General features: G+C 44.2%; 35 protein-coding genes. All 35 read left to right on the top strand.

Going from position 1 to position 22,767, the window contains the following annotated elements; translation table 11 throughout:
* Positions 1–48: 48 nt before the first annotated feature.
* The 35 genes from ACAW68_07080 to ACAW68_06910 all read left to right on the top strand — a co-directional run bounded on the left by ACAW68_07080 (position 49) and on the right by ACAW68_06910 (position 22,761).
* Positions 49–807 carry an ATP-binding protein gene (locus tag ACAW68_07080; GenBank protein XGA15240.1) on the top strand — a complete coding sequence of 253 codons (759 nt, stop codon included), beginning with the start codon at positions 49–51 and terminating at the stop codon, positions 805–807.
* 2 nt (positions 808–809) lie between these two features.
* Entirely contained in the window at positions 810–1,673 is an 864-nt protein-coding gene (locus tag ACAW68_07075) for a phage replisome organizer N-terminal domain-containing protein (GenBank protein ID XGA15239.1), read from the top strand.
* A complete protein-coding gene (locus ACAW68_07070) occupies positions 1,673–1,828 on the top strand; it encodes a hypothetical protein (GenBank protein ID XGA15238.1) in 156 nt (51 codons plus the stop codon). Before ACAW68_07075 ends, ACAW68_07070 begins: the two co-directional genes overlap by 1 nt.
* Before the next feature lie 54 nt (positions 1,829–1,882).
* Positions 1,883–2,395, top strand: coding sequence for a hypothetical protein (locus ACAW68_07065; protein ID XGA15237.1), 513 nt, complete (start codon positions 1,883–1,885; stop codon positions 2,393–2,395).
* A 44-nt stretch (positions 2,396–2,439) separates the two neighbouring features.
* A complete protein-coding gene (locus ACAW68_07060; protein XGA15236.1) occupies positions 2,440–2,784 on the top strand; it encodes a hypothetical protein in 345 nt (114 codons plus the stop codon).
* 50 nt (positions 2,785–2,834) lie between these two features.
* Complete coding sequence (locus ACAW68_07055; protein ID XGA15235.1) at positions 2,835–3,062, top strand: hypothetical protein; 228 nt, start codon at positions 2,835–2,837, stop codon at positions 3,060–3,062.
* On the top strand, positions 3,063–3,305 hold the full coding sequence (locus tag ACAW68_07050; protein XGA15234.1) for a hypothetical protein: 243 nt from the start codon (positions 3,063–3,065) through the stop codon (positions 3,303–3,305). It begins immediately after the preceding gene.
* A gap of 15 nt (positions 3,306–3,320) precedes the next feature.
* Positions 3,321–3,488, top strand: coding sequence for a hypothetical protein (locus ACAW68_07045; GenBank protein XGA15233.1), 168 nt, complete (start codon positions 3,321–3,323; stop codon positions 3,486–3,488).
* Positions 3,488–3,733 (top strand): hypothetical protein, encoded by a 246-nt coding sequence (locus ACAW68_07040; protein ID XGA15232.1) that lies wholly within the window; start codon positions 3,488–3,490, stop codon positions 3,731–3,733. Before ACAW68_07045 ends, ACAW68_07040 begins: the two co-directional genes overlap by 1 nt.
* On the top strand, positions 3,730–4,185 hold the full coding sequence (locus ACAW68_07035) for a hypothetical protein (protein XGA15231.1): 456 nt from the start codon (positions 3,730–3,732) through the stop codon (positions 4,183–4,185). Before ACAW68_07040 ends, ACAW68_07035 begins: the two co-directional genes overlap by 4 nt.
* A 161-nt stretch (positions 4,186–4,346) precedes the next feature.
* Positions 4,347–4,685, top strand: a complete 339-nt coding sequence (locus ACAW68_07030; protein XGA15230.1) for a hypothetical protein — start codon at positions 4,347–4,349, stop codon at positions 4,683–4,685.
* A complete protein-coding gene (locus ACAW68_07025; protein XGA15229.1) occupies positions 4,685–4,807 on the top strand; it encodes a hypothetical protein in 123 nt (40 codons plus the stop codon). Before ACAW68_07030 ends, ACAW68_07025 begins: the two co-directional genes overlap by 1 nt.
* Complete coding sequence (locus ACAW68_07020) at positions 4,807–5,064, top strand: hypothetical protein (protein ID XGA15228.1); 258 nt, start codon at positions 4,807–4,809, stop codon at positions 5,062–5,064. Before ACAW68_07025 ends, ACAW68_07020 begins: the two co-directional genes overlap by 1 nt.
* Positions 5,065–5,072: 8 nt before the next feature.
* Complete coding sequence (locus ACAW68_07015; GenBank protein XGA15227.1) at positions 5,073–5,303, top strand: hypothetical protein; 231 nt, start codon at positions 5,073–5,075, stop codon at positions 5,301–5,303.
* Between the two features lie 2 nt (positions 5,304–5,305).
* A complete protein-coding gene (locus ACAW68_07010) occupies positions 5,306–5,572 on the top strand; it encodes a hypothetical protein (protein ID XGA15226.1) in 267 nt (88 codons plus the stop codon).
* A 75-nt stretch (positions 5,573–5,647) separates the two neighbouring features.
* Positions 5,648–6,076, top strand: a complete 429-nt coding sequence (locus ACAW68_07005; protein ID XGA15225.1) for an ArpU family phage packaging/lysis transcriptional regulator — start codon at positions 5,648–5,650, stop codon at positions 6,074–6,076.
* A gap of 748 nt (positions 6,077–6,824) precedes the next feature.
* Positions 6,825–7,730, top strand: coding sequence for a terminase small subunit (locus ACAW68_07000; GenBank protein ID XGA15224.1), 906 nt, complete (start codon positions 6,825–6,827; stop codon positions 7,728–7,730).
* Entirely contained in the window at positions 7,723–8,997 is a 1,275-nt protein-coding gene (locus ACAW68_06995; GenBank protein ID XGA15223.1) for a PBSX family phage terminase large subunit, read from the top strand. Before ACAW68_07000 ends, ACAW68_06995 begins: the two co-directional genes overlap by 8 nt.
* Positions 8,997–10,427, top strand: coding sequence for a phage portal protein (locus ACAW68_06990; protein XGA15222.1), 1,431 nt, complete (start codon positions 8,997–8,999; stop codon positions 10,425–10,427). Before ACAW68_06995 ends, ACAW68_06990 begins: the two co-directional genes overlap by 1 nt.
* Positions 10,427–11,041: a hypothetical protein gene (locus ACAW68_06985; protein XGA15221.1), complete on the top strand. Its 615-nt coding sequence runs from the start codon at positions 10,427–10,429 to the stop codon at positions 11,039–11,041. The genes ACAW68_06990 and ACAW68_06985 overlap by 1 nt, the downstream gene beginning before the upstream one ends.
* A 1-nt stretch (position 11,042) precedes the next feature.
* Entirely contained in the window at positions 11,043–11,897 is an 855-nt protein-coding gene (locus ACAW68_06980) for a hypothetical protein (GenBank protein ID XGA15220.1), read from the top strand.
* Positions 11,878–12,174: a hypothetical protein gene (locus ACAW68_06975; GenBank protein XGA15219.1), complete on the top strand. Its 297-nt coding sequence runs from the start codon at positions 11,878–11,880 to the stop codon at positions 12,172–12,174. The genes ACAW68_06980 and ACAW68_06975 overlap by 20 nt, the downstream gene beginning before the upstream one ends.
* A gap of 120 nt (positions 12,175–12,294) precedes the next feature.
* A complete protein-coding gene (locus ACAW68_06970) occupies positions 12,295–12,927 on the top strand; it encodes a DUF4355 domain-containing protein (protein XGA15218.1) in 633 nt (210 codons plus the stop codon).
* Between the two features lie 16 nt (positions 12,928–12,943).
* Positions 12,944–13,276 carry a hypothetical protein gene (locus ACAW68_06965; protein XGA15217.1) on the top strand — a complete coding sequence of 111 codons (333 nt, stop codon included), beginning with the start codon at positions 12,944–12,946 and terminating at the stop codon, positions 13,274–13,276.
* Between the two features lie 16 nt (positions 13,277–13,292).
* Complete coding sequence (locus ACAW68_06960; GenBank protein XGA15216.1) at positions 13,293–14,306, top strand: major capsid protein; 1,014 nt, start codon at positions 13,293–13,295, stop codon at positions 14,304–14,306.
* A 14-nt stretch (positions 14,307–14,320) separates the two neighbouring features.
* Positions 14,321–14,920, top strand: coding sequence for a LysM peptidoglycan-binding domain-containing protein (locus tag ACAW68_06955; protein ID XGA15215.1), 600 nt, complete (start codon positions 14,321–14,323; stop codon positions 14,918–14,920).
* Between the two features lie 8 nt (positions 14,921–14,928).
* Positions 14,929–15,264 (top strand): DUF4054 domain-containing protein, encoded by a 336-nt coding sequence (locus ACAW68_06950; GenBank protein XGA15214.1) that lies wholly within the window; start codon positions 14,929–14,931, stop codon positions 15,262–15,264.
* Between the two features lie 9 nt (positions 15,265–15,273).
* A complete protein-coding gene (locus ACAW68_06945) occupies positions 15,274–15,711 on the top strand; it encodes a hypothetical protein (GenBank protein ID XGA15213.1) in 438 nt (145 codons plus the stop codon).
* 4 nt (positions 15,712–15,715) lie between these two features.
* A complete protein-coding gene (locus tag ACAW68_06940; GenBank protein XGA15212.1) occupies positions 15,716–16,096 on the top strand; it encodes a hypothetical protein in 381 nt (126 codons plus the stop codon).
* Positions 16,077–16,550, top strand: a complete 474-nt coding sequence (locus ACAW68_06935) for a hypothetical protein (GenBank protein XGA15211.1) — start codon at positions 16,077–16,079, stop codon at positions 16,548–16,550. Before ACAW68_06940 ends, ACAW68_06935 begins: the two co-directional genes overlap by 20 nt.
* A 12-nt stretch (positions 16,551–16,562) precedes the next feature.
* Positions 16,563–17,627: a DUF3383 family protein gene (locus tag ACAW68_06930; GenBank protein XGA15210.1), complete on the top strand. Its 1,065-nt coding sequence runs from the start codon at positions 16,563–16,565 to the stop codon at positions 17,625–17,627.
* A gap of 12 nt (positions 17,628–17,639) precedes the next feature.
* Positions 17,640–18,041 carry a hypothetical protein gene (locus ACAW68_06925; protein ID XGA15209.1) on the top strand — a complete coding sequence of 134 codons (402 nt, stop codon included), beginning with the start codon at positions 17,640–17,642 and terminating at the stop codon, positions 18,039–18,041.
* A 118-nt stretch (positions 18,042–18,159) separates the two neighbouring features.
* A complete protein-coding gene (locus ACAW68_06920; protein XGA15208.1) occupies positions 18,160–18,483 on the top strand; it encodes a hypothetical protein in 324 nt (107 codons plus the stop codon).
* On the top strand, positions 18,467–18,679 hold the full coding sequence (locus tag ACAW68_06915; GenBank protein ID XGA17013.1) for a hypothetical protein: 213 nt from the start codon (positions 18,467–18,469) through the stop codon (positions 18,677–18,679). The genes ACAW68_06920 and ACAW68_06915 overlap by 17 nt, the downstream gene beginning before the upstream one ends.
* Entirely contained in the window at positions 18,679–22,761 is a 4,083-nt protein-coding gene (locus ACAW68_06910) for a hypothetical protein (GenBank protein ID XGA15207.1), read from the top strand. Before ACAW68_06915 ends, ACAW68_06910 begins: the two co-directional genes overlap by 1 nt.
* The last annotated feature ends 6 nt before the right edge of the window (positions 22,762–22,767 follow it).

Below are 22,767 nucleotides of genomic sequence, written 5' to 3'. Positions count from 1 at the left end.
CGAACGGGGTGAGAAGCCCAGAAAGGAGCAGTCATGGGAAGTTTTGACATGACCGAAGATACAGCGGTTCGATTCGCTGAACTCATTGCAGCTAAATCCAATACGAAGTTTGATAAGCAAACGTTTTTAGAGAACTTCCGTAAGGGTGCTGCATCAAAAGCTGAAGATATTCCGGAAGTAAGTGGTGTGTTAGCTGAGAAGATTGCCAAGTTCAAGCGTGGTGAAACTCGTAAGTATTACCCAATGTCATTGTTCACGTCAGAAGACATCAAGCATTTTACCTTTGAGAACTGGAATGCTAATACACCTGCTCGAAAGGCAGTTGGCGTATCGGCATTTATGGCTAGCAAGCAGTTGGTTCAACAAAATAGCAACTACGTATTCGTTGGACCAGCTGGTACGGGTAAGACAGCACTAGCGGTGGCTGTGATGAACAAACTGGCTGATGTTAAGTCGATTATGTTCGTCAATCTGGTGGCATTGAGATCAACTATGTTGGCTTCAATTGATGATGAGCGGGCTAAGCAAGATTACAACTTGATTATCCGGGGCATGAAAGAAGTGGAACTACTGGTTATGGATGACTTTGGTAAGGAGTCCGGTGCCGGTGGCGCTACTGACAAGATGACTGAAATTCTGTATTCGATTGTGAATGCACGAATTGGCAAGTCGACGATTGTAACGACGAATGACAATCTAAGCCAACTTAGGAGCAAGTACGACGAGAGTTTGACAAGTCGGCTTATTCCAAAGGACGAGCAAAAGATTGTCTTGTTCAAAGATATTGATGATTATCGGGAGGCTTAACAATGCCTGAGAAAAGATATTACTGGTTTAAGTTGCAAGAAGATTTTTTTAACCGTAAGGAAGTGAAGTTGTTGCGCAAGGTTGCGGGTGGCGATACGTACACGGTGATTTATCTTGAAATGCTATTAAAGTCACTTAAGACCAACGGAAAGCTGTATTTCGAAGGCATTGGTGATAGTTTCATCGAAGAACTAGCGCTTGATATTGATGAAGATATTGAGAACGTACAAGTGACCGTTGAATATCTACGTCGTAAGGGCTTACTGCTATCAAGTGATGAGTATGAGTTTGAATTGACCAGCATAAAATCATTGGTCGGATCAGAAAGTTCAGGCGCTGAACGTAAGCGCCGTCAACGTGAACGTGAGAAGCAACAGCTTATTGAGCGTGACAATGTCACAGGTCAGTCACGGTTGGGTCACGTAGAGATAGAGATAGAGAAAGATATAGATAAAGAACAACTACGGACTGATGAGCGTATCGATAACTTTAGTAATAGAGAACTAGATTATCTAGCAAATCAAAACATGTCGTCGTTGTCTGTCCCAAATGCGAGCGCTATTCAAACAATTGAAAAGGCAATCTCTGATAATGGGTTTGATTATTCAACGGGTCCGTACCAGCTCAAACAAAAGCAAGACCTTTTGTATTACATCACTAATGACGGAATGCAACCAGAGTTAGTGGCTAAAGCCATTGAGATTACAAGGTCATCCGGTAAATCGGCAGCCTATTACACAAATGGAATTTTGGAAAATTGGCTTGCTCAACATATTTTGACGCTAAAACAGTTAGAAACGTTCGAGGCACAGAAGCAAGGCGTTTCCAATAAGTACGGTGATAAACAGAAAAAGGAGATTTGGTAATGGGTGACAAGAAGTTCCGAGTCGTTGCCAACGTGTTTGGTGATCAACGATATTGGGGAAACTATTCGTTGAAGGCTGCCGGTAGCAAGTTAACCGAGTTAGCCAAGGCGTTTGAGTTGAGTGACAACGATATTTGGCTAGAACAAGCCATCTAAATTGAATGAGTGTGCCGGTAACGGCGGGTATGGGTGGGCAACAAATGAGTAAACATGGGAATTAAGCGTATTGAGCTGTATGAGTTCAGTGAGCATGCAGCAGAGCAATTGAAGAACCGCTTTAAAACGGAGCGAAATAATCGGAAGAACTGGCTGACGTCATTCAACATGGATGCAGAAATGGTCAAGATGCAAAATAACGGCACACAAGTATGGCATAGCGGTGAAGTTGGTATGGTCATCAATCCTCACAGCAAGGTCATTGTGACCGTTTATCACATCTTATCGAATGATTTCCCAGATGAACTAAAAACCGACCTTGCAAAGGCGGCACAACGTCTAAAAATGGATCACATCAGTGCGTTTTCGCATGACATCTACCGCGATAGTGCAAAATTTTCATACCTATCTTATGACACTAGCGAAGAAGATGCAGACAACTTCTACAAAATGACGGTTGAACGCATTCGAGACTTGGAGCATAAGGCAGATGAGTCAATTAAATATATCGAGGGATTGAATCAACTGATTATTCTCAAGAACGACGTAGCAGAAGAAGTCGATTAAACATAAACAGCCAAGGGTGGAAAAGACTGCGAGCCCGTTACGACATGAAGAACCTTGAAAAAGAAAAATCTGAATTGCGTGGCACTTTTTATCACGACTTTGTTAAAGGCGTTTTCAAGAACAGCATTTATAAATCTATCCAGCTGCATCACGTAGAAAACAACACTGCATATTACGAGTGCGAACCTTATGATGAAGCATACAAAACAAGCGAAAGTAACTTTTACGAGACTTGTGAAAAGTTAGAGCGAGCTTTCAAAAAGTATTCAAAAAGAGTTTTCGAAAAATATGGCGTTGAAAATATTTCAGTTGAAATATACAACGAATATTCGTGTGTAGCCGGCTTGTCGGTTGATGAAACTGGAACGGTTATCAGAAGCAACTTTTAAATATAGAAAACAAACAGCCAAGGGTGAAAAGACTGTGAGCCCGTATGAAGATGAAACATGAAATTGATGACATCATTGCTGTCACTAGAAATTTACAACTCATCCAAAGCGAGTTTGAACTCATGGAAGCTGTGACATATCAAAAAGACTCTTTTAAAGAGCAACGGCAAACAGTATTTGATGAAATTTGGGACTTTTTAGGAGTAGAAGCGCAAGAGTGGGCTAATTCGCATCAGGTAGTTGTTGAAATTGACGAAGCTGAAAACGAGGTGGAGTAGATGGCTAATAATGAAAGTATCTTCGTATCTATTGGGGGAACAGATGTTGAAACTGAAAACCGTGTTAAAAATGATCGGTTGCTGCTGAATGCAATTGAGATTGAACGCGATGAACGTGTGGAAGCTACAAGAGAAATTTACGACAAGTTACGCAAGCATGAAATTGTTTTGAGCGTGGTTATCGGTGTGGAAATAGGTTTACTAATTGCAATGATGCTAATCGTTTGGCAGACGTTGAGTTAAAGGAGGTGTGACGAAGTGGGTAAGAAGACGCCGAAGTACATTGTGTTCAACAAGAACATGGGTGGCAGGTTCCACAAGCCAGTTTCTGGTGGTGATGATTTGGGACTACTGCGAACTTATTACAGCGGAGACGCGTATGAAATTGTTCGCACAGCGGATTTAGTAGAACGTGAGGAATGGTAATGGGATTATACGATTTTTACTTCTTCGTATTTGGATTTTTCGCAGCAACGGCATTTTGGCGTTGGGTAACTGTTCGCCGACAAAACAAGCCTTACAAGTCGATTGATACTGAAACTTTGATGACATCTGCGGTTGCTAATGCAATTTATTGGGGACGCAGCCACTTAGGAAGTGACGCCATGAAGTTGCTGCCAGCCGAAAAGATTGCAGAGCAGTGGTGGGAAAGCGGTGAGGTGCGTAAATGAATGATCGATTAGTTATTCCAATGTCTGCCTTTCAGATTGCATGGCGTGAGAAGAAGCAAGCGCCGGTTAGATTATCACCTCTGACGTTGAACAAGTACGTCGATATCAGTGGTATGAACAGGGGTCGCATGATTCTTAACCGTCATAAGGCAATCATTCAAGCGAAGATTCGGCCAATCGTGTTGGAAGCCATCACTAATGGTGCCGCAATCGAATACCCTGCCGAATTTAAGTTCGAATGGTTCTTAAAGGATAGGCGGACAGACTTGGACAACATAGCATTCATGCACAAGTTCATTTTTGACGCATTTCAGGGCGTTTCAGTACAAGGCAATAAATTTATGCCTGGCGACGGTTTGAAACACGTGGTGGGGCTGACAGACGTTTTTGCGGGTATTGATAAAGAGAATGAGCGATTGGAAATCACTTGGCAGCATGTAGATAAGAAATGAGGGGTTAAGTATGAATGACCCACGAGACACGCCTTGGTCGTCATAAGATATCCGCAGGCTTCTTATTCTTAATGACCAGGGGCTTAGAAAGCGCGACATGGTGTTTTACCTTCTAAGAACAGAAAACGCCATACGCGCCAAACTGTGGCGAATTAGACGTGATGAAAAACGCAAACGTGAATTATTTGAAATGGACGGTGATGATCATGATGCGAATGACGCAAGCAGAGGCGGAGCGGTACAAGGAACTTGAAGGCGCTGATATGACGAATGTAAAGGTAGTTGGCCAACGCAAGCATGTTACTAAGCCTCGCAAGAAGTATGACGTATTGGATGCTGAATCGCAGTACATCCTTAAGGGACTTGATACTGAAAAAATCGCACAGATTGTTGGCAAGAGTGAAGCGGCAGTTCGAAGTGCGTTACGAGTAATTAATAATGGCACTGCTGAGACGGTGTTCATGGGTCAATACGTTGTTCAACGTCCGAGGGAAAAGTAATGTGGAATGTTTACTGGCTTAGTCCATACGGAACTAGAGAACATATCGATACTGGCATTGATTATGATGCGTTGCTTCGTAAGTATGCTGGTGAAATGTTTGATATTACGGAGGTTTGGTGATGGATATACCAGAACGGCTGCTTCGTAAATGGTTCATTATTTTGAGCAGTAAGCCGTTGTTCACTCTTGAAGAGCGAGACGGATACAAAATCAAAATGATTGCGAAAAACATGATGACCGTCTACGGACATGATTCGAACGGCACTGAAATTGGTGAATGGTTCTTTAAAAGTGAAGTGATTGAAGACGATCCTCACCAAAATACCGAAATTATTCAAGATGAAAGGGACGAGCAAGTTCAGTTGGACTTGTTTTAGGCTGACAAATGAAAAAGTTGTACTGGAAAGATGACGTGTACCGTATGCCACCAACGACAAAGCTTGCCAAAGCACGTATCAAGGCAAAGGTAGCGCAAAATACGGCTTGGTATAAGTTGGGGTTATCTGGGTTAGCAGACCTCAAGCGCCTTGAACATGGCTTAGATAAGCCGAATAAGGAAATGTTGATGAAGATGGCAGAGCTGTACGGTGAACGATACGAGAATTTGGTGGAGTGATTATGAGTGGTTTGAATTATAACTTTGCAAAAGAAGTACAGTCTGCGGTAATTAGCAATCACAAGGTAACACTTGTTGATAAGACGCACGACATTATTTGGCAGCGAACAGTTCAGAAGCGTGAAGCGCATCCTGACTGGTCAGCGCGAAAGTTAGCTTATGTTGTTCACACCAGCGTAGAGACGGTGCTAGAGATTGCACGGTATTACGGTTGGACGTTCAAAAAGGTTCGTGAGCCGTATGTTGTGGGATCTAAGAAAGCAAAATAAAAGCGCCAGACCGTTAAGCCCAGCGCAATGTTTTCGTAGCAGATTTCATTGTATCAGAAGAACGGGGGCGACGGAATGGCACTTTTAAGGGCAGTTAACGAACGCGCAACAGAAGATAATGTTCGAGATTTTTTTGAACGAGAATTTAAACATATCAAAGCACAAGCTCGGATGAGTTACGTTGATTTGAAGTCTCCGGTTATTACAGATATGCCGGGATCACCAAAACATGGAAATTCTGTTGATGATAAGCTTAGCAACCACACACGGGCACAGGTTTACATTGAATTGGTTAGACAAGCAATTAATGCAATGCCAGAACCAGAGAAGTTTTTCTTTAAATATCGCTATATTGACGATATGGAATGGATCGATATTTCTGAATTAATGAATATGACCCCAAGGATGGGACAAAAGTATATACAACGTGCGTTTCGCTATTTTGCGGATGCGTTCGTTGATACATACGATTTCCACGTATACCGCAGTATTGATGAGGATTGATTTAGTTCGCATATCGTTCGTATGAGCTTCGTTTTGAAGTCGCACATGGTTCGTGCTTTCCGTTGTATTATGTTAGGGTCGAAAGATTTGGAGATGTGGTCCTTCAATCAAGTAGACACCAAGGCTAAAGTCATATGGATTAACTCCTTAATTCAAAATTGGCAGCGACAACAGTATCCAAGCTGTTCGTTATGGCACTCGTTGGGTGTCGGTCGGGTCGGTTCCGGCAGTCGCTATTGCCGTTAGTTCGGCTAGTAAATGTGTGTTATATAGCATGTGTGGCGGAATAGGTAGACGCTTAGACAATAAGATGTGTTACGCCTAGGTTTGAGAATGGCTGGAATAATAAGCGAAGTCATGATGCCCCAGTGAGTGTGGCAACCCGTTTGGAAGAGAATACACATTATGTCAGGTGCAAATCCTGACCACATGCATACATATCAATAAGCATAAGGATATGCTTTCTCGAATCTAATAATCGTGCCGTGGCTGTGGATGTGTCAGCGCGCGGTTGAAGCCAGTTATCAAGGAATACTTGATAGCTGGCTTTTGTTTTGGAGTAAATATCATGGGTAATCCAAGTTATAGAAGTGTCGAGGCTCAAATTATCGGGGCAATCGACAAAGCTGATAAGTGTAAGCAGCAACCAAAGAAAGTAGTAAAGAAGGATAAGTCACCAAAACCAATTCGCACTCAGGTAGTTCACTATTAGTGCCGCTCGGTAGCGGTGTGAGAGGTGGTGAAGAGAGTGGCCGACAAATGGGTAGAGGCGGAGCAAGACTACCTGGCTGGTATGAAGTACAAGGATATTGCAGCCAAGTATGATGTTGCGCTAAGCACAGTTAAGAGCTGGAAACAGCGTTACGGTTGGTCGCGAAATAAGGATGCGCCACCTAAAAAAAGTACGCGTACAAAATCAAAAAGTACGCGTACAAAAAATATTGTTGAAGAAGCGATTGATGAAGTTGATGGCAGTGGATTAACCGATAAGCAGAAGGCTTTTGTCATTGAATATGTGAGAACGTTTAACGCAACTCAGTCGTATATGAATGTTTATGAAGTTGATTACAAGACAGCAAGCGCTGCAGGACCTAGATTGTTAGGAAATGTTAGGGTGAAACACGAAATCGAACGAGTGCGCAAAGCAAGACTTCAAGAGATTGGTGCCGACAAAAACGACGTACTTGCCGACTTAATGAAACAAGCATTCTCAGATATTGGTAGCTACCTTGATTTTGGTGGATATGATGAGTTTGCTATTGATTATCAAGGTGAGCCTTTGGTTGATGTAGATGGTAATCCAGTCATTAATCACCGTTCATGGGTGCAGTTGAAAGACAAATCACTGGTTGACACAAGCTTGATCAAGAAAGTTTCAATTGGTCGAGATGGTGTTGTACTCGATTTGTACGACAAGCAGAAAGCCCAAGAACGTCTGTTAGCTGAGATAAACAAATCACAGCAAGTTGAGCTAGAAAGCGCCCGTGTACGCCGTGTAATCGCTGACGCAATCATTGCAGAAGCTAAGGCGGCAGCAATTCAAACAACTGGTGCTGAACAAGAGCGTCAAGATGAACAAATTGATCGCTTGCTTGCTGGTATCAACATAATCGCACAAGAAGAACTGAGAAAGGTGGATGAAGGCAATGGCTGATACGGTTAAGAACCCAATGTTTCTGACTAAGAAGCAAATTCAAACAATCGGATTTCTTGCCAGGGACGATTGGAACATGATGATTAATCATGGCGGTGTCCGTGCTGGTAAGACCTTCATTGATAATCTTATGTTCTTGTATGAGATTGAGCGTGTTCGCAAGCTGGCTAATGCGCAAGGTATTGGCACGCCTATGTACATCATGTCTGGTGCCACTGCTAAGACGATTGAAAACAACATTATCCAGCCATTGAGTGAAGTGTTTGGTATCTATCCAACGTATGACCGCTTCAACAACCTCTATATCCGGGGAGTGAAGATTGTTCTTGCCTATCACGGGTCAATAAGTGGTTTGCAGTCTATTCGTGGTATGACGGCCTATGGCGCTTATATCAACGAGGCTTCATTGGCTAATCCGGAAGTGTTTTCCGAAATTCTTAAGCGTATTTCTGCTATTGATACGGCGCGTGTTCTAGTCGATACCAACCCGGACATTCCGTCACATTGGTTGAAGACTGATTATATTGATAAGGCTATTAATTCTGATAGCCTGCGATATACGCCAGCTGAAAAGAAGCGCAGCCACATCATTCAGAATCAGTTCATTTTGGACGATAACACGTCACTAAGTAAGAAGTCCCGCGAAAACATCAAGGCACTGACACCTAGTGGTATGCTATACGATCGTGCAATCTATGGGCGCTGGGTTTCTGGTGAAGGTGCCGTGTATGCCGACTTTGACGAAGAGAAGCACTTTATCAATAAAGAAGACCTACCAGAAATGGACCGCTATATTGCTGGTGTCGACTGGGGATATGAACACACTGGTGTTATTCAAGTGTGGGGTGTTAAGGGTGAAGATTATTACCTCATCGAAGAGCGGGCAAAGCGACACGCTGAAATTGATTACTGGGTTGAAGTTGCCAAGGATGTCGTTGACCGATACGGTGACATTCCATTTTGGGCTGATTCCGCACGACCTGAACACGTTGCGCGTTTTGCTAACGAAGATATTGATGTTCGCAATGCTGATAAGCGCATCCTTAAGGGTATTGAAGACGTAGCAAAGCTAATCAAGGCAGATAAGCTTCATGTTGTACGTGAGGATGCGCCTGAGTTCGAAACGGAAATTTTCGCCTACGTGTGGGATGAGAAGAAAGGCGTGCCAGTTAAGGATAACGACCACGCAATGGATACAATGCGATACGTCATTCACAATGACAAGTCGACAGATAACCAAATCGTCGTAATGGAGGGTATTTTCTAATGGCGTTTAGATTCAATAGCGACAGATTATCGTCTGATGATAATAATGTCTTCTACTTCGACCAGGGCGTCGGGGATGAAATGCTGGCTCCTGATGAATTGAGCCAACTATTAAGCAAGCACAACCGTGCAATGCATAACTGGTTCAACAAGCTTATGAAGTATTACTTGGGTAAGCATTCAATCTTAGAGAAGATGTCTAAAGCACCCGGTAAGCCTGATAATCGCTTGATTGTTAATTTCGCCAAGGAATTGGTTGATACAGAAGTCGGATACTTTGCTGGTACACCGGTTAAGTTCGATTACAACGACAACGGCAAGCCCAATGATGAGCTTGATCAAGCAATCAACAAGTTTGTTGATATTAATGATTTGACTGACATTGTTGCTGAATTGGCAAAGCAAGTTGATATCTTCGGCCGTTCGTACGTTCTTGTTTACCAAAACGAGGAGAAAGAGACGCGTGTCGCACCAGTTGACCCGCGTAACGGCTTTATTGTGTATGACAGCTCAATTGAGAAGCGTCCAGTGTTTGGTATCTACTACACACAAAAGCAACGTAACGGTGAGTTATCAGGCACGTTGTACACCAAGACGGATGCGTATTCATTCACTGGTACGCCCGGTGCTGAAATGACCATTTCGGAAGAAGTAATGGATAACCAATTTATGAATGTGCCAATGGTTGAGTTCTACGCGTCAACGGAGCGTCAGGGACTGTTTGAGCAAGTTATGAGCTTGATTGATGCGGTTGAAGTTGCCTTGAGCAATAAGGGGAATGACATTGATTATTTCTCAAACACCATCATGAAGGTGATTAACGCTAAGCTTAAACCTGACATCATCAAAGATATGATTGATAAGCGCGTCATTAACGTTGCGTCAGTAGATACTGAACGTGATGTGACGATTGACTTTATGAACAAGCCAGACGCTGATGGTATCCAAGAGAACTTCTTGGACCGGGTTATCGACATGATTTACAACAAGTCAAACGTCGCCAACTTCAATGATGATGTGTTTGGTAATGCGTCAGGTACTTCGCTTGAATTTAAGCTGCAGTCAATGAGTACGGCAGCAAACATGAAGGAGCGCAAGTTCAAAATGTCGTTGCGCCAAATGTGGCGCTTGGCATTCACCATTGGAGCAACGCTACCGCTTGATACCGGTGATAAGAATTATGCAAACAACGTCAAAATGACGTTCAAACGAACTGTGCCACACAACGTGCAAGACGAAGCCAACACAGCCAAGGTAATGCTTGACGCTGGTGTTGACCGTAAGACCGCGTTGTCAGAGATTTCAACGATTGAAGACCCTGATGCAGTTATCAAGGCCAAGGAACGAGAGCAAAAGGACGCTGCTAAGAGCATGATGGGCTCACTCAGTGATGAGACGGATGCCGATTTTGATAAGCAAGAGGCTAAGTAATGCAACTATCACAGGAAAAGCAACACATGCTTGCCACAATGAAGCATGACTACGACATCAATGTGAAGCTTGATAAGAAAGCTGATCAACATACTGATAAGATGAGCGCGGAATTGAGCGCTTTTTTTGTTACTCACAGTGCTGATGACCACATTGATAGCGGAATACTAACCAAGGCGCCAAATGCTGCTGATATTAACCGTTTGAAGAAGCTGGCCGAACAATTACCCAGAACGTCTGAAATCAACGCTAAGAAGCGCAAAATGGCGTTTCTTACTATGGGGGTTTCAGACATGGAAATGTATGTTCAGTCATTGCTGGGTTTACTGATGTTGCCGTTCGCAATTGATTCATACAAGTTATTTGACTCAACGCTTAACGATGAGTTCAAAGACGAGTATCAGCGACAAGCAAAGTACACGGGCATTAAGTCCACGTTACCTGATAGTAAAGTTCAGGAATTGTCCCACGCTTCTTTCGACAAGAAAACGCCCTCACAAGCCTACTGGACGTCGTTTGATAATACCCTTGCTAGTTTATCGATTGAGATTAGCAAAGCTATCCAGCAAGGAGTGAGCGCTAAGCAATGGGCGATTATTACTGGAGGAATGTAGTATGGCTGACAATGATTACGAAAACTACAGTGATGATGATTATCTGGCCGAATTGAAAGACTATGTTGACGCGGCTAAGAAAGAGAAAGAGCAAGACGAAGCAGAGCGACGTAAGCAACTAGCTGAAATGGTTGGTGGTTATATGGGCTTGTGGTGGTATTTACGCTCATTCAGTGCTTCTGCTGCCCGTAATATCCGAACGTATGCAGCAATTGCTGACCGTGAAGCTAAGGTAGCTGCTTGGAAGTCTGCAGATGACCGCGAAAGAGAGTTATCGCAATATCGTGATTTGCCGGGTAGCAAGGACCAGCAAGTGATGATTATCAACGAATTTGGCGCGTGCCAATATTGCTTGCCGTATGTTGGCAAGACGTATTCGCTTGGGGATGCACAGACGTTGGTTCCATTCCATCCAAACTGCCGTTGCACATTGGTTCGTGTGGAAGATGATTCTAAACCAGACCTTTCTTTTTTTGGTGGCATACTGGCTGGAACTCAAATCGGCAATGATGATAATTCTGATGATGATTATGAAAACATTGATCAAGAGCCAGAAGAACCAATAGAAATTAAATCGTTGAAAGATATCCCAGAAGAGTGGTTTGCGCTTCGAGGAATTAAGGCAGTTGACGGTACAGTCATTAAGCAAGTTAATTTTCATGCTATTCAACGGGCGTATGAGCGTGATATTACAGTAGAAGATTTCAAAAAGACACTAGTGTCAGACAACACCTTAATCACGGAAGCGCCCGGTGATGATGTGTTTTGGTATAATGGTGACAACGACGTGCTTCTGGTTGTAAATAAAAAAGAAGGGAAAATTATTACGGTGTATCATGTTGACGAAGTCGAATAAAATAGTTCAGTTTGAACTGCCTAACAATGATGTAGATTTCATTAAAAATAGTGCCTCTGAGTATTTGCTAAAAGCCACTAAAATTGAACGCGGTAATGATTTTACCCGGTTTGAATTTAGGGCTAATGATTATTTAGAACTAAAGAAGTTTTTGTCTATTGCTGGGTACAAGCAAGCTGACGGTAGTTGGGATTACGATAACCCTGATTGGGATATTGTTAATCGATATGAAGATTTGATTGATGATTTGTACAATCAAGTCATGAAGAATAAATAATTGTTAATAAGCGCTTAGCTAGAAATGGCTGGGCGCTTTTATTGTGCCCAAAACGTGCTGATTGGCCCTAAAAGCTGCAAGGAAATGATAGTCGACGGACTGTAAACGGAGGTATGTAACATGGCTGATGAACCTACTGGCGCACAAGGCGCTAACGGAAACGAAAACAGCAACGGTGGTCAAGAGGTCGGTGTGCAATTCACACCAGAACAACAAGCGCACATTAATGCATTGCTAACTGAAAGAGTATCGCGCGCTAACAAGACCAATGAAGCAAAGTTCGCTAAGGACCTTGCTGATGCTCGTGCTAAGTGGGAAGCAGACCAAGAGGAAGCCGCAAAGGTAGCCAAAATGTCTGACGACCAACGCAAGGAGCATGAAGCTCAAAAGGCAAGTGAAGAATTGTTAGCAGCTCAAAAGCGCGCTGATGATTTGCAAGCCCAACTTAATCACACAAACATGGTGTCTGAAGCAAGTAAGATGCTTGCTGATAAGGGCATGGTTGCTGATGAGGATACTTTGGCGTTCGTTGTACGTGATACGGCTGATGAAACGACTGCGGCAGTGGCAGCATTCGCTAAGTTGGTTGATGAAAAAGTTGAAGCAAAGCGTCAAGAGTCATTGCGTGGTACTACGCCACGTAATCCAGGCGTTTCTACTTCAATTGGTAAGTCTCGTGGACAATTGGCAGCTGAGCGCGCTAATAGCACATCATCAAACCATGTTGCTGACAGCTTCTTTGGCATTAAATAATTAGGAGGATGTACGAATGAAGTACAAGACGACAAAGGTTGATCAACTAAATTGGTTGGCCTCATCACGTTTCCAAGCATTCACTGAAGCGGCTGACGCTGAATATGAGTCAGGAGCCGTATTCATGAAGAATGGAGCAGTTGCCGGGTTGGTAGTTAATCATGTTGTTGGTTCGACTGATGACCCAATGCCCGCATCCGTAATGGTTGAGGGATATGTTTTGCCTGACCGTCTACCAGTAGCGTTGACTGACGCTCAAAAGACGGCGTTGAAGGCAATCGGTATTAAGTTCCGCGGTGAAGCTCCAGCACCATCTACTGCGGGTGGTTCAGGAACCACTACTAACTAAGAAGGAGAAATAAAAAATGGCAACAGATATTTTGGATTTGTTCCCACACCAAGACGTGTTGGACTACACCAAGACGGTTCAAACACCAAACCTATTGGGTGCTGAATTGTTCCCAGCACGTAAGGTGCAATCAAACGACATCAAGGTATTGACGTCAGGTACTACTGTGCCAGTTATCGCTCATGTTCACGCTTTCGATACGGAAGCAGAAATTGGCGACCGTACTGCACAAGTATCAGAGACTGAACCATTCTTCATCAAGAAGAAGATGATTCTTAAGGAAGATGATTTGGTTAAGTTGCGTACGCCACGTACGCCGGAAGAGCAAAGCTACATCATGAACACTGTTTATGATGATTTGGGTAACACTGTTCGTTCAATTGATGCCGCAACTGAATTGATGCGTATGCAAGCGTTGTTCGCTGGTGTAATTACAGTTAAGGACCAAAACGGCGGTTCTTATAAGGTGGATTACGGTATCGACAAGTCTCAGAAGGGAACGGCAGATTTCGCAGACGATAGTAAGGATCCAATCGAGCAAATTTTGGAATGGTCTCAATCAGTTTCAGTTACCCCAACACGCGCAATCATGTCTCAAAAGGCATTGTACGCGTTGCGAAAGAACAAGAACGTTGTTGCCAACATCTTTGGTTCTAACAATGGTCGCACGGTCATGCAATCAGACTTGGACGCCTTTATGCAAAATAATGGGTTGCCAATTTTGCGCGCTTACACTGGCAAGTATGCTGATGTAGACACCAAGGGTAAGAAGACGGTAAAGAACTACGTTGACGACAATCAATTTGCAATGTTTGCGGATGGTATTGTTGGTGAGACTGTTTACGGTTTGACACCTGAAGAAGCTCGTGCAGTTGCAGCGGGTGATGTTGAATCATCACAAATCGGTAACATGTTTGCTGACCGCTACGAAGAGACGCACGACCCTATCCGTTCTGTTATCAAGGTTTCAACAATGGTTGTTCCTACGTTGGCACAAGCAGACAATATCTTCCAAGCAACTGTTTTGTAAGGGGGGTGACTTAAATGGATATTGTCACTGATAAGAATACTGTTACCGAAATTAAGTCCTGGCTTGATTCACATGGTATTGAGTATCCATCAAACGCACAAAAGGCTGACTTGTTGAAGTTGGTTCCTGGTGAGCCACAAGAAGATATTGATCAAGCTGAAAGCGAGGCGACGATTGTCGGACAAAGTGAGGCTACATCTTCTGTAGCTGATTCAGCTTCATCCGCTTCAGATTCGTCATCAATGGCTTCATCAAGTGCAGCTGTTGACGTACAACCTGCTCAACCAGACTCATCATCATCAGCTGTTCAACCAGAAGCGCCGGTAGAGAGTGCGCCAGTTGACCCGCAACCGGTCACGCCAGAAGTACCAGTTACGCCGACTGAACCGGAGGCACCAGCTCAATCACATGATTGGGCAAGTATTTTCATGCCAAAGCCAGTAGAGACTGCGCCGGTTCCTGAAACACGCCCAGAGAACACATACACGGTACAAGACGGCGACACGCTGGCATCTATTGCTAATAGCTTTCACATGAGCGTTGGCAACTTGAAGCGACTCAACGGTCTTATGTCTAACGTGTTGTTTATTGGACGAGTATTGAAGATTAAGTAGGTGCTGATATGGCAGACGTAGCAAAAGTAGTTACAAGAATTAAGATGTTAGCGCCACAATTAGCGTCTGTTCCACCTAACACGCTAGAGGTATTGGCAGAGGATGCGATTACGGTCGCAACGCAGGACGGATTCAAGGACCCAAAGCTAGAAATGGCTGCCGGTTACTTGGGTGCTCACTATGCAAGCGTTGTGAACAATCAGAACAGCAACGTTAAGAAGCAAACTTTGTCTGTAATGTCTATCGAATACAAGGATACTGGCGGAATGAGCGATTATTTGCGCCAATATCAAGACTTGTTAGACAGCTTGCAAGGTGGAGCTAATGTTGCTGTATTCATCTAGGTGATCATCATGGAAATAACATGTGACACGTCTGTCGAATCTAATTTCGATTTAGATGAAATGATTGCACGATTAGAAGCCGTTGACGGGCGAGAAGCTGAAGCGGGTATATTTGGTGGCTTCGCTGCTAAAAAAGCAATGTGGAATGAATACGGGACAAGTCGGGGTATTCCAGCCCGCCCATTCCTACGTAATACTCAATATGAGAATGAACGTAAGTGGGCGAATGATGTCGGTGGTGATGTTCTGAAGGTATTTACTGGAAATCTCTCAACAACCGCCTTGATGTCACAACTCGGCAGCAAAATGGCTGATGATATTCAAAAGACTATTCGTGCCGGTAATTTCGCACCACTTGCACCGGCTACGGTGTCACATAAGGGTTCTAGTCAGCCGTTGATTGATACCGGAGATATGATTGGCGCAGTCACACACAAGGAGAGTTAGTAATATGGCTTTTTATCTTGATATGAGCTCGCTTATTCAAATGTTTGGAACTAATCTGATGGTGCATCCGAAAGCTACTGGTGATTGGGTAGACGGTCAGTGGGTTGAAACTGAAAGCGAGCCTGTTAGCTTGTATGAGCCGTTTCTAACGTTCTCGATTACAAGTTCTATTCTTGCTGGTCAGCTAATTAGTACCGAACAGGGTGATGATACTGAAGAAACGGTGGCATGGTTTTCGGAGCATGACTTTCCTGAAGGAACGTTAGTAGAACACAATGATGTGAGGTATCGAGTGACAGGTAAGCAGTCATACAAGGACTACTCAAATGTCATCCAATACGAATTGAAGACTGAGGAGGCATTGAATGGCAATACAGACGTATGATTATTCGGTGCTGTACAAGGTATTCAGCACAATCATTAAGGACACGCAGGGACTGACCATGATTGAACTAGGCGGTGCTGGAGAAATTCCGGCAGCGCCTTTTGTTGTATTCGACATTATTAGTCCTCGTATCGACATCTATGAACACTACGACGTTACTGAACGTGTTCCCTTTGAAGCGGTGGTTAGTTTTACTCACTACGCTTTGAAAAAATTAGAAGCTCTCAATTTGTCGGAAAACTTACGTAATCAGTTCGTGACTGATGCATCATTAACTCAGTTACGACAAGCTGATATCGTGATTGCGGAAGTTATGCCGACAAATATTCGTTCAATTCAAAATTCGACGGCTGACAAGTTCATGGTCGGATTTGATATGCGCTTGCGGTTACGGGATCCATTCGTTGACGAACAGATGCCGCAAATCGACAGCGTTGATGTACAAGAAAAATAGGAGAAATAAGTAATGGCGAATGATTTGCTAGACGTACACGTCATTTTGGACGTGGCGTCACCAGCACAACCAGTAAATCTTGGTAACTTGGCCATCTTTATCGTACAAAACGGTACGAATGAAGTGATTGCTGATACGAATGTATCAACGTTGCAAGAAATTACTGATCGTGGTTTAAATTTGGGAGCCGAAGCAACACAAATTGCTAAGGGGTTCTTTGCACAAGAAGCACACGGACAAACATTGTTTATCTATGGTGTGCCTAATTCAACTGATGGTTCAGCAACTACCACGAAGCTTGAAACGGCTCTGGGTGATGGCTGGGAGTTCGGTGCTATTGTGCCTTCAACGCAAAATGACATTGTTGCAATGTCTAACGCGATTGAGGCATATGGTCGTAAGTTCTTGGTTGTATCAGGAACTGGCTTTGACGGTGCACCAGCTGGTGCAATTACCGCATTGGAAGCTGTCAAGAATGCACCGTTCTACGGTAATGCCCGCACGTTTATGATTGGCGGTGTTGACGCTGAACAAAGCTACAATATCGGAGCCTTCGTCGGGGCGGTCGGTAACAAGACGCCAGGTTCTACAACTTGGAAGTTTAAGTCATTGACTGGTTCAACGGCGATTAAGGCTAATGGTTCTGTAGTTTCTATTGCCACTAAGAACAACGTCAACTTGTATGTTGTTAAGGCAGGCAAGGACCAAACATCAGAAGGTTTGACGCTGGGCGGAGATTATATCGACGCATTGCTTGGTGATGATTGGGTACGAGCAACTTTGGAAACGAATATCCAAAACTTGTTGCAATCAGTGGATAAGTTGTCATACGACATGACTGGTATCGCTCAACTTGAAGCTGCTGTTACGACGGTACTTCGTCAAGCAACTGATAACGGTATTATCTTGGTTAACCCTGAGACTGGTGCCGGTCAATTCACAGTCACTGCTCAAACGCGTGATCAACAAGCTGCAGCGGATATCTCGTCACGTAAGTACAATGGATTGTCATTCACTTACACGCGTGCTGGTGCTATCCATGACGTTACAATTCACGGAACTATTGGCGATATTTAAGGGGTGATATAGATGGCTGAAGATATGAAGGCTTATGACGCCAAGTCGGTCACGTTGACCGTCGACGGCAAGGTCATTATTGGATTCCAAGACGGTGATATGATTTCATACACCAACAAGGAAGATATGATTACAACTGAAGTTGATGCGCAAGGGTTCGCCTCATTCGCGGTTAACAACTCACGATTGGGACAAATCACGATTAACTTGTCAGGCAATTCCGCTTCTCACAAGTATTTGAACACCTTGGCAAATGCTCACAAGCAATTCCCGGTTGTTATCTTGTCAGATACTGAGAAGATTTCTGCTACGCGTGCGTTTATCGCGAAGCCGGCTGACGGTGCTTATGGTAAGCAAACGCCTAAGCGAACTTACACAATCGAAACATTGGATATGGCTATTGAAGTTCGATAAGTAATCGAATTTTGATAGCTTTTTTGATGGCACAGGTTCGACTCCTGTGTCATTACTAGTGGCAATTGGCCACAAATTACTAAGGGCCGGTGCCCGTCTATATTTGGAGGATATTAACATGTTAGAAGAAGTAAAGAACCAACAAGTTGAAGCAAAGCCAGAGAATAAGTTTGGTAAGCAAAAGACGGTGGTAATCACGGACAAGAACGGTAAGGACTGGACGTACAAGTTGCAATACCCAGGAATGCGTGCAGCGATGGAAATCTTGGACAACTCACGCATGCCTAATGGTTTGATTGCACGTTCTGTATTTGCTGACCAATTGTTGGAGCAAGTCGTTGTTGAACCAGCTGGTTTGGATGTTGATTCATTCGACGAGCGCCCAGGACTATCACAATTGATTGACGAGGCAGACTTGTTTCTTGGTGAGTTTGACGACTAGTCACTATCCAAGTGAATACTTCACTAACAAGGATGTTGAAGATAATTGGATATATGAATGGCCGGTAATTGCGGGAGTTGCATCACGAGAAGAAATTGATCATGCGACTTTAAAAGAGCTGCAATACCTAAATGCGCTGGCTGATAAGAAACAAGCTTATGTGAGCGGTCCTTTTGGTTTGGGTGGTGAAGAGTAATGGGTGAATATTCAACAACAATCAAGACGGAGATGAACGTCTCTGGTATTGATGACTTGAAGAAAGCCAGTGCTGCCATACGAGAGCTGAAAGAAGCTGCTCAAGGTTTGTCTGGCTTTTCTGGCAAGGTGTCTGGTAACTCATTCAACGGTTATTCAGATGGTGCTAAGCGTGCAACTGATTCATTAGAGAAGTTGCGCGCTATGAGTGAAAAAACAGAAGCGGCAATGAAGACGTCGACTTCTGGTGGTAACCAATTCAAGGGGCAGATTGATGACATTAATCGGGCAACCGAGTCATACAAGAAACTTGAATCGGCTGCTAAAAGCGCAGCCAATGCGCAAAAACAGTCTGCTTCGAGTGGCGCACAAGCTGCACAGAAACAGGCTGCCGAAATGAGTAAAACCGGTCAAAAGCTGAAAGACTCATTCAAAGAAGCAACTGCCATGTTCTCAGTTGGTATGTTGGGCGCAACTGCCGTTATGGGGCTTGCTGATGGTGTTAAGGGCATGGTCAACACTGGTTGGGAAACGTTGAAAGAACGTCAATCAGGCCAAGCTATGTGGGCGACTTCTATCCAAGACGCACACAAGAATGTGAAAGGTTCTGAACTGACCGTGCAGGCTAAGCGTGCAAGTGATGCCACAATGCGAACAGCAATTCTCGCTGGTAATGACTACACAGAGGCTAATGGTTTCGCAAAGCAAATCTATTCTTCAGATGCCGGTGAGTATTCTGGAAGTGTTGGCAAGACGCAAAAGTTGTTGAAAGGTGTGTTCAACATCCAAGACGCCAATGCGCTTAACCAACGTGAAATGGAAATGCTTAAGACGGCTATCGGTAATACCGGTGATATGGGTAAGATGAACGGGGCAATTGCCAAGTCATTGAACCTGGTCGACGGTAAAATTACCCGTGCTATTCGTAAAGAGTACAAGCGTGAAACTGGTCATGAGCTTGGTTTGAACAAAACTGGTACGGGCTATGATTGGGGCGCTGTATCTGCGCAAACCGCATACCGTGGAATTGATCGATATGGTAATTCTGGTGGTATCTCTAAGGCGTCAGAACGCTTCAATTCAACGCTACCTGGTGTCTTGCGTTCTGGTAAGGCTGCTGGTGGCTACATGCTGTCTGAAATCATGCAAGGTTTCTCTGACGGTATTGCTAAGGGTGGCGCATTCAAGAATATCCTAGGAAAACTTTCAGGTAGTTTCACGGATATTGATAAGCTGAAGTCTAATTCAAAGCGCATAACGGATTCGCTGGTTGGCGTAGCTAATGGAATTGGTGAAGGTGCCAGAATTATTGCGCCTTACGTCAAAACGTTTAGCGGCGGTGCTTGGGGCGGTGTCAAAGATACCTTTGCGGTAATCAAAAAGGGTATTGATGGCATTAAGAGCGTTGGGTCAAGCATTGGCAAAATGCTTCCTGAAGGTTCGCAGAAAAAACTTTCTGATGTGATCAGCACAGTTGGTCGCTTTGTAGGTGTTGCGCTAACAGCGGGTGCTGCGTTTAAGGTGCTCAAAGGTGGGGCGGGGCTGATTGGTGATAGTATCAAGGGCCTTTCTAGCATAATTCCTGGATTATCAAAGGCACGCAGTTCTAGCGATAGCGTATTTAGCAAGGCTACGAGCGTGTTTAGCAGTGCTGTTGGTCGGTTTACTGGTACCAGTGGAATGAATGGTGCTGGTGGCGTAGGCGGTGCCTCAGCAAACGGTGCTGGACAATTTAATACACGTTCAGAACGCTTGGCAGCTCAAGCTGAAGCAAAAGCGGCTGGCGGGCTGTTTTCTCGCTTGAGCGCAAAGGGCGCATCACTACAAGGATTGACCGCAGCTGGTGAGGCCGGACGATTAGCTCGTAATACAGGTTTCTTTAAGTCAACAGCTGGAAAGTTGCTATCTGGTATCGGTTCAGCAGGAACCGCAGTACAGGCTACGAAGTTTGGCGGGGCACTAGCAACAGCAGCCAAAGGGCTTTCATCAGTTGGTAAGTTCTTAGGCAAGGGTATGCCTTTGATGAACGGTTTGTTTGCTGGCGTTGATGTTATGACAACAATGGCAAGCACAAAGGCCGGATCGTTAGCCCGTCACAAGGGTGTTGGTCAAGGTGTTGGAACTGGTGTCGGTGCAACTGTTGGTGGAGCATTGGGTTCATTCTTAGGCCCTCTTGGTACGATTGGTGGTTCAATGGCTGGTGGCTGGCTTGGTGGTAAGGCTGGATCATGGATTGGTTCTATGTTCGGTGGAACTAAGGAGCCGGAGTCAAAGGCAACCAAAGCCCAAAAGAAGGCTAGTGCGATTGCTAAAGCTCAAGCAGCTGCCCAAGCTACGAAGGAGAAGCAAGATTTTGCTTCAAATATGCAGCAATACGGCTATGACAAGATGAATGCCAATGAGTTGTACTCACAAATCTCTAAGGGCAGCAAGTCGAAGTCCAAGTCAAAGCAACTTTCAGCAATGCGAATGCAAGAAGCAATCGAAAACGGTGACGCCGACGGTATTCGCAAGTATCAAGCTCAACTTAATAAGCAAAATGGCATTAAGAAGGGTGACGAAGACGCAACTGGCCGTGAAACTAAGAAGTTAAACGACAAGCGTTGGAAGGATGCACGCAAGAAAAACGTCAAGCTGGACAAGGATAATTGGCGAAATCAAAACGTTTCGAAGACTAAGAAGTCAAGCGGTAAGAGCAAGGCTCAAAAGGACATGGACGCCAATTACAAGGCAGCCCAAAAGCACCAGCGCCAAATGGCTAAGGTTGCTGCACAGACTGAAAAGGCTTCAAAGAAGTCAAACAGTGCTAAAAAGAAGTCTTCCAACGGTTCAAAGGCTTCAAGCAGGGCTGCTAAGAAGTCTACAAATGACTTGAAGAAACAATCAAAGGCATTCAATAAGGCATTGGACGGTGTTGGTAAGAATTCTAAGGCGGACAAGAATGCCAAGAAGTCACTTGATAAAGTGAATTCGACGGCGAAGTCGGGCATGAATAAGGCCAACAAGACAGTTAAGTCCGGCTCAAAGAAGATTCAGAACTCGGGTAAGAATGCTTTCAAGTTCAAGACGAGTAAGTCAGGTTTCAACAAATTGAATTCTGATGCCAAGTCTGGAACTAACAAGGTCAACAAGACCATCAAGTCCGGTTCTAAGAAAATCCAGAACTCTGGCAAGAATATGTTCAAGTTTAAGAGTTCTGCGTCAGGCTTTAATAAGCTTAACTCACAAGCAAAGTCTGGCATGAACAAGGTAAATTCAACCGTGAAGTCTGGATCTAGGAAGATTCAAAATTCAGGAAAGAATGCCTTTAAGTTCAAGGGTGCTGAGTCAGGATTTAATTCTCTGAATTCACAAGCCAAGTCTGGAATGAACCGTGTAAACAGCACGATTAAGTCAGGTGCAAGCAAGTGGAGTTCAACGATTAAGTCAGGTATCTCAAAGGCCGCTTCTTCATTCTCTAGTCAAATGAGCAGGATGGTATCAACGGCGTCTTCAAAGGCGTCAGCTATTTCATCATCATTGGCTAAGATTGGTACGGCTGCTGCTTCTGCTGCTTCAAAGGTCAAAACGCTTCAATCGGCAATTAATTCTTTGAAGTCTAAGACTGTTACCATTACAGCTAACGTCAAGGGTAAGGGTGCTAACAAGCTGGCAACTGGTACTCCAGGGGCTAAGCGTGCGTTCTCACAAGCCTTTGTCCCACATTATGCAAATGGAACTACTGCCGGCGGACACCGTGGTGGTATGGCGCTTGTCAATGACGCTGGCGGTTCAAACTGGCGTGAAGCGTTCATGTTGCCAAACGGTTTGATGGGCTTATTCCCAAACCAGCGCAATTTGAACACGGTTTTGCCAGCTGGTACGCAAGTCCTAGATGGTAATTCGACTAAGAAGCTGTTCCCACGATATGCCAATGGTACTGATGGTGCTAAGAATGCGTTTGCGCCACAAAAGAGCAGTAGCAACCCGACTATTCAAATTAACGTTACCATTCAAGGAAACGCGAGTGCTGCTGACGCTAATGCGATTGCCAATACAATTGGTGAAAAGTTTATTGCAATCATGCCACAGGCGAATATTTAAGGAGGT

This window comes from Weissella confusa, from assembly GCA_041871065.1.
GTDB classification, from domain to species: domain Bacteria; phylum Bacillota; class Bacilli; order Lactobacillales; family Lactobacillaceae; genus Weissella; species Weissella confusa_A.
This window is presented reverse-complemented; position numbering and strand designations above follow the sequence as displayed.

What these genes read in the sequence shown, in the direction of transcription:
- ACAW68_07080 (XGA15240.1), top strand. Translation starts at nt 49, where the DNA reads ATGACCGAAGATACAGCGGTTCGATTCGCTGAACTCATTGCAGCTAAA.
- ACAW68_07075 (XGA15239.1), top strand. Translation starts at nt 810, where the DNA reads ATGCCTGAGAAAAGATATTACTGGTTTAAGTTGCAAGAAGATTTTTTT.
- ACAW68_07070 (XGA15238.1), top strand. Translation starts at nt 1,673, where the DNA reads ATGGGTGACAAGAAGTTCCGAGTCGTTGCCAACGTGTTTGGTGATCAA.
- ACAW68_07065 (XGA15237.1), top strand. Translation starts at nt 1,883, where the DNA reads ATGGGAATTAAGCGTATTGAGCTGTATGAGTTCAGTGAGCATGCAGCA.
- ACAW68_07060 (XGA15236.1), top strand. Translation starts at nt 2,440, where the DNA reads ATGAAGAACCTTGAAAAAGAAAAATCTGAATTGCGTGGCACTTTTTAT.
- ACAW68_07055 (XGA15235.1), top strand. Translation starts at nt 2,835, where the DNA reads ATGAAACATGAAATTGATGACATCATTGCTGTCACTAGAAATTTACAA.
- ACAW68_07050 (XGA15234.1), top strand. Translation starts at nt 3,063, where the DNA reads ATGGCTAATAATGAAAGTATCTTCGTATCTATTGGGGGAACAGATGTT.
- ACAW68_07040 (XGA15232.1), top strand. Translation starts at nt 3,488, where the DNA reads ATGGGATTATACGATTTTTACTTCTTCGTATTTGGATTTTTCGCAGCA.
- ACAW68_07035 (XGA15231.1), top strand. Translation starts at nt 3,730, where the DNA reads ATGAATGATCGATTAGTTATTCCAATGTCTGCCTTTCAGATTGCATGG.
- ACAW68_07030 (XGA15230.1), top strand. Translation starts at nt 4,347, where the DNA reads ATGAAAAACGCAAACGTGAATTATTTGAAATGGACGGTGATGATCATG.
- ACAW68_07025 (XGA15229.1), top strand. Translation starts at nt 4,685, where the DNA reads ATGTGGAATGTTTACTGGCTTAGTCCATACGGAACTAGAGAACATATC.
- ACAW68_07020 (XGA15228.1), top strand. Translation starts at nt 4,807, where the DNA reads ATGGATATACCAGAACGGCTGCTTCGTAAATGGTTCATTATTTTGAGC.
- ACAW68_07015 (XGA15227.1), top strand. Translation starts at nt 5,073, where the DNA reads ATGAAAAAGTTGTACTGGAAAGATGACGTGTACCGTATGCCACCAACG.
- ACAW68_07010 (XGA15226.1), top strand. Translation starts at nt 5,306, where the DNA reads ATGAGTGGTTTGAATTATAACTTTGCAAAAGAAGTACAGTCTGCGGTA.
- ACAW68_07005 (XGA15225.1), top strand. Translation starts at nt 5,648, where the DNA reads ATGGCACTTTTAAGGGCAGTTAACGAACGCGCAACAGAAGATAATGTT.
- ACAW68_06995 (XGA15223.1), top strand. Translation starts at nt 7,723, where the DNA reads ATGGCTGATACGGTTAAGAACCCAATGTTTCTGACTAAGAAGCAAATT.
- ACAW68_06990 (XGA15222.1), top strand. Translation starts at nt 8,997, where the DNA reads ATGGCGTTTAGATTCAATAGCGACAGATTATCGTCTGATGATAATAAT.
- ACAW68_06985 (XGA15221.1), top strand. Translation starts at nt 10,427, where the DNA reads ATGCAACTATCACAGGAAAAGCAACACATGCTTGCCACAATGAAGCAT.
- ACAW68_06980 (XGA15220.1), top strand. Translation starts at nt 11,043, where the DNA reads ATGGCTGACAATGATTACGAAAACTACAGTGATGATGATTATCTGGCC.
- ACAW68_06975 (XGA15219.1), top strand. Translation starts at nt 11,878, where the DNA reads ATGTTGACGAAGTCGAATAAAATAGTTCAGTTTGAACTGCCTAACAAT.
- ACAW68_06970 (XGA15218.1), top strand. Translation starts at nt 12,295, where the DNA reads ATGGCTGATGAACCTACTGGCGCACAAGGCGCTAACGGAAACGAAAAC.
- ACAW68_06965 (XGA15217.1), top strand. Translation starts at nt 12,944, where the DNA reads ATGAAGTACAAGACGACAAAGGTTGATCAACTAAATTGGTTGGCCTCA.
- ACAW68_06960 (XGA15216.1), top strand. Translation starts at nt 13,293, where the DNA reads ATGGCAACAGATATTTTGGATTTGTTCCCACACCAAGACGTGTTGGAC.
- ACAW68_06955 (XGA15215.1), top strand. Translation starts at nt 14,321, where the DNA reads ATGGATATTGTCACTGATAAGAATACTGTTACCGAAATTAAGTCCTGG.
- ACAW68_06950 (XGA15214.1), top strand. Translation starts at nt 14,929, where the DNA reads ATGGCAGACGTAGCAAAAGTAGTTACAAGAATTAAGATGTTAGCGCCA.
- ACAW68_06945 (XGA15213.1), top strand. Translation starts at nt 15,274, where the DNA reads ATGGAAATAACATGTGACACGTCTGTCGAATCTAATTTCGATTTAGAT.
- ACAW68_06940 (XGA15212.1), top strand. Translation starts at nt 15,716, where the DNA reads ATGGCTTTTTATCTTGATATGAGCTCGCTTATTCAAATGTTTGGAACT.
- ACAW68_06935 (XGA15211.1), top strand. Translation starts at nt 16,077, where the DNA reads ATGGCAATACAGACGTATGATTATTCGGTGCTGTACAAGGTATTCAGC.
- ACAW68_06930 (XGA15210.1), top strand. Translation starts at nt 16,563, where the DNA reads ATGGCGAATGATTTGCTAGACGTACACGTCATTTTGGACGTGGCGTCA.
- ACAW68_06925 (XGA15209.1), top strand. Translation starts at nt 17,640, where the DNA reads ATGGCTGAAGATATGAAGGCTTATGACGCCAAGTCGGTCACGTTGACC.
- ACAW68_06920 (XGA15208.1), top strand. Translation starts at nt 18,160, where the DNA reads ATGTTAGAAGAAGTAAAGAACCAACAAGTTGAAGCAAAGCCAGAGAAT.
- ACAW68_06910 (XGA15207.1), top strand. Translation starts at nt 18,679, where the DNA reads ATGGGTGAATATTCAACAACAATCAAGACGGAGATGAACGTCTCTGGT.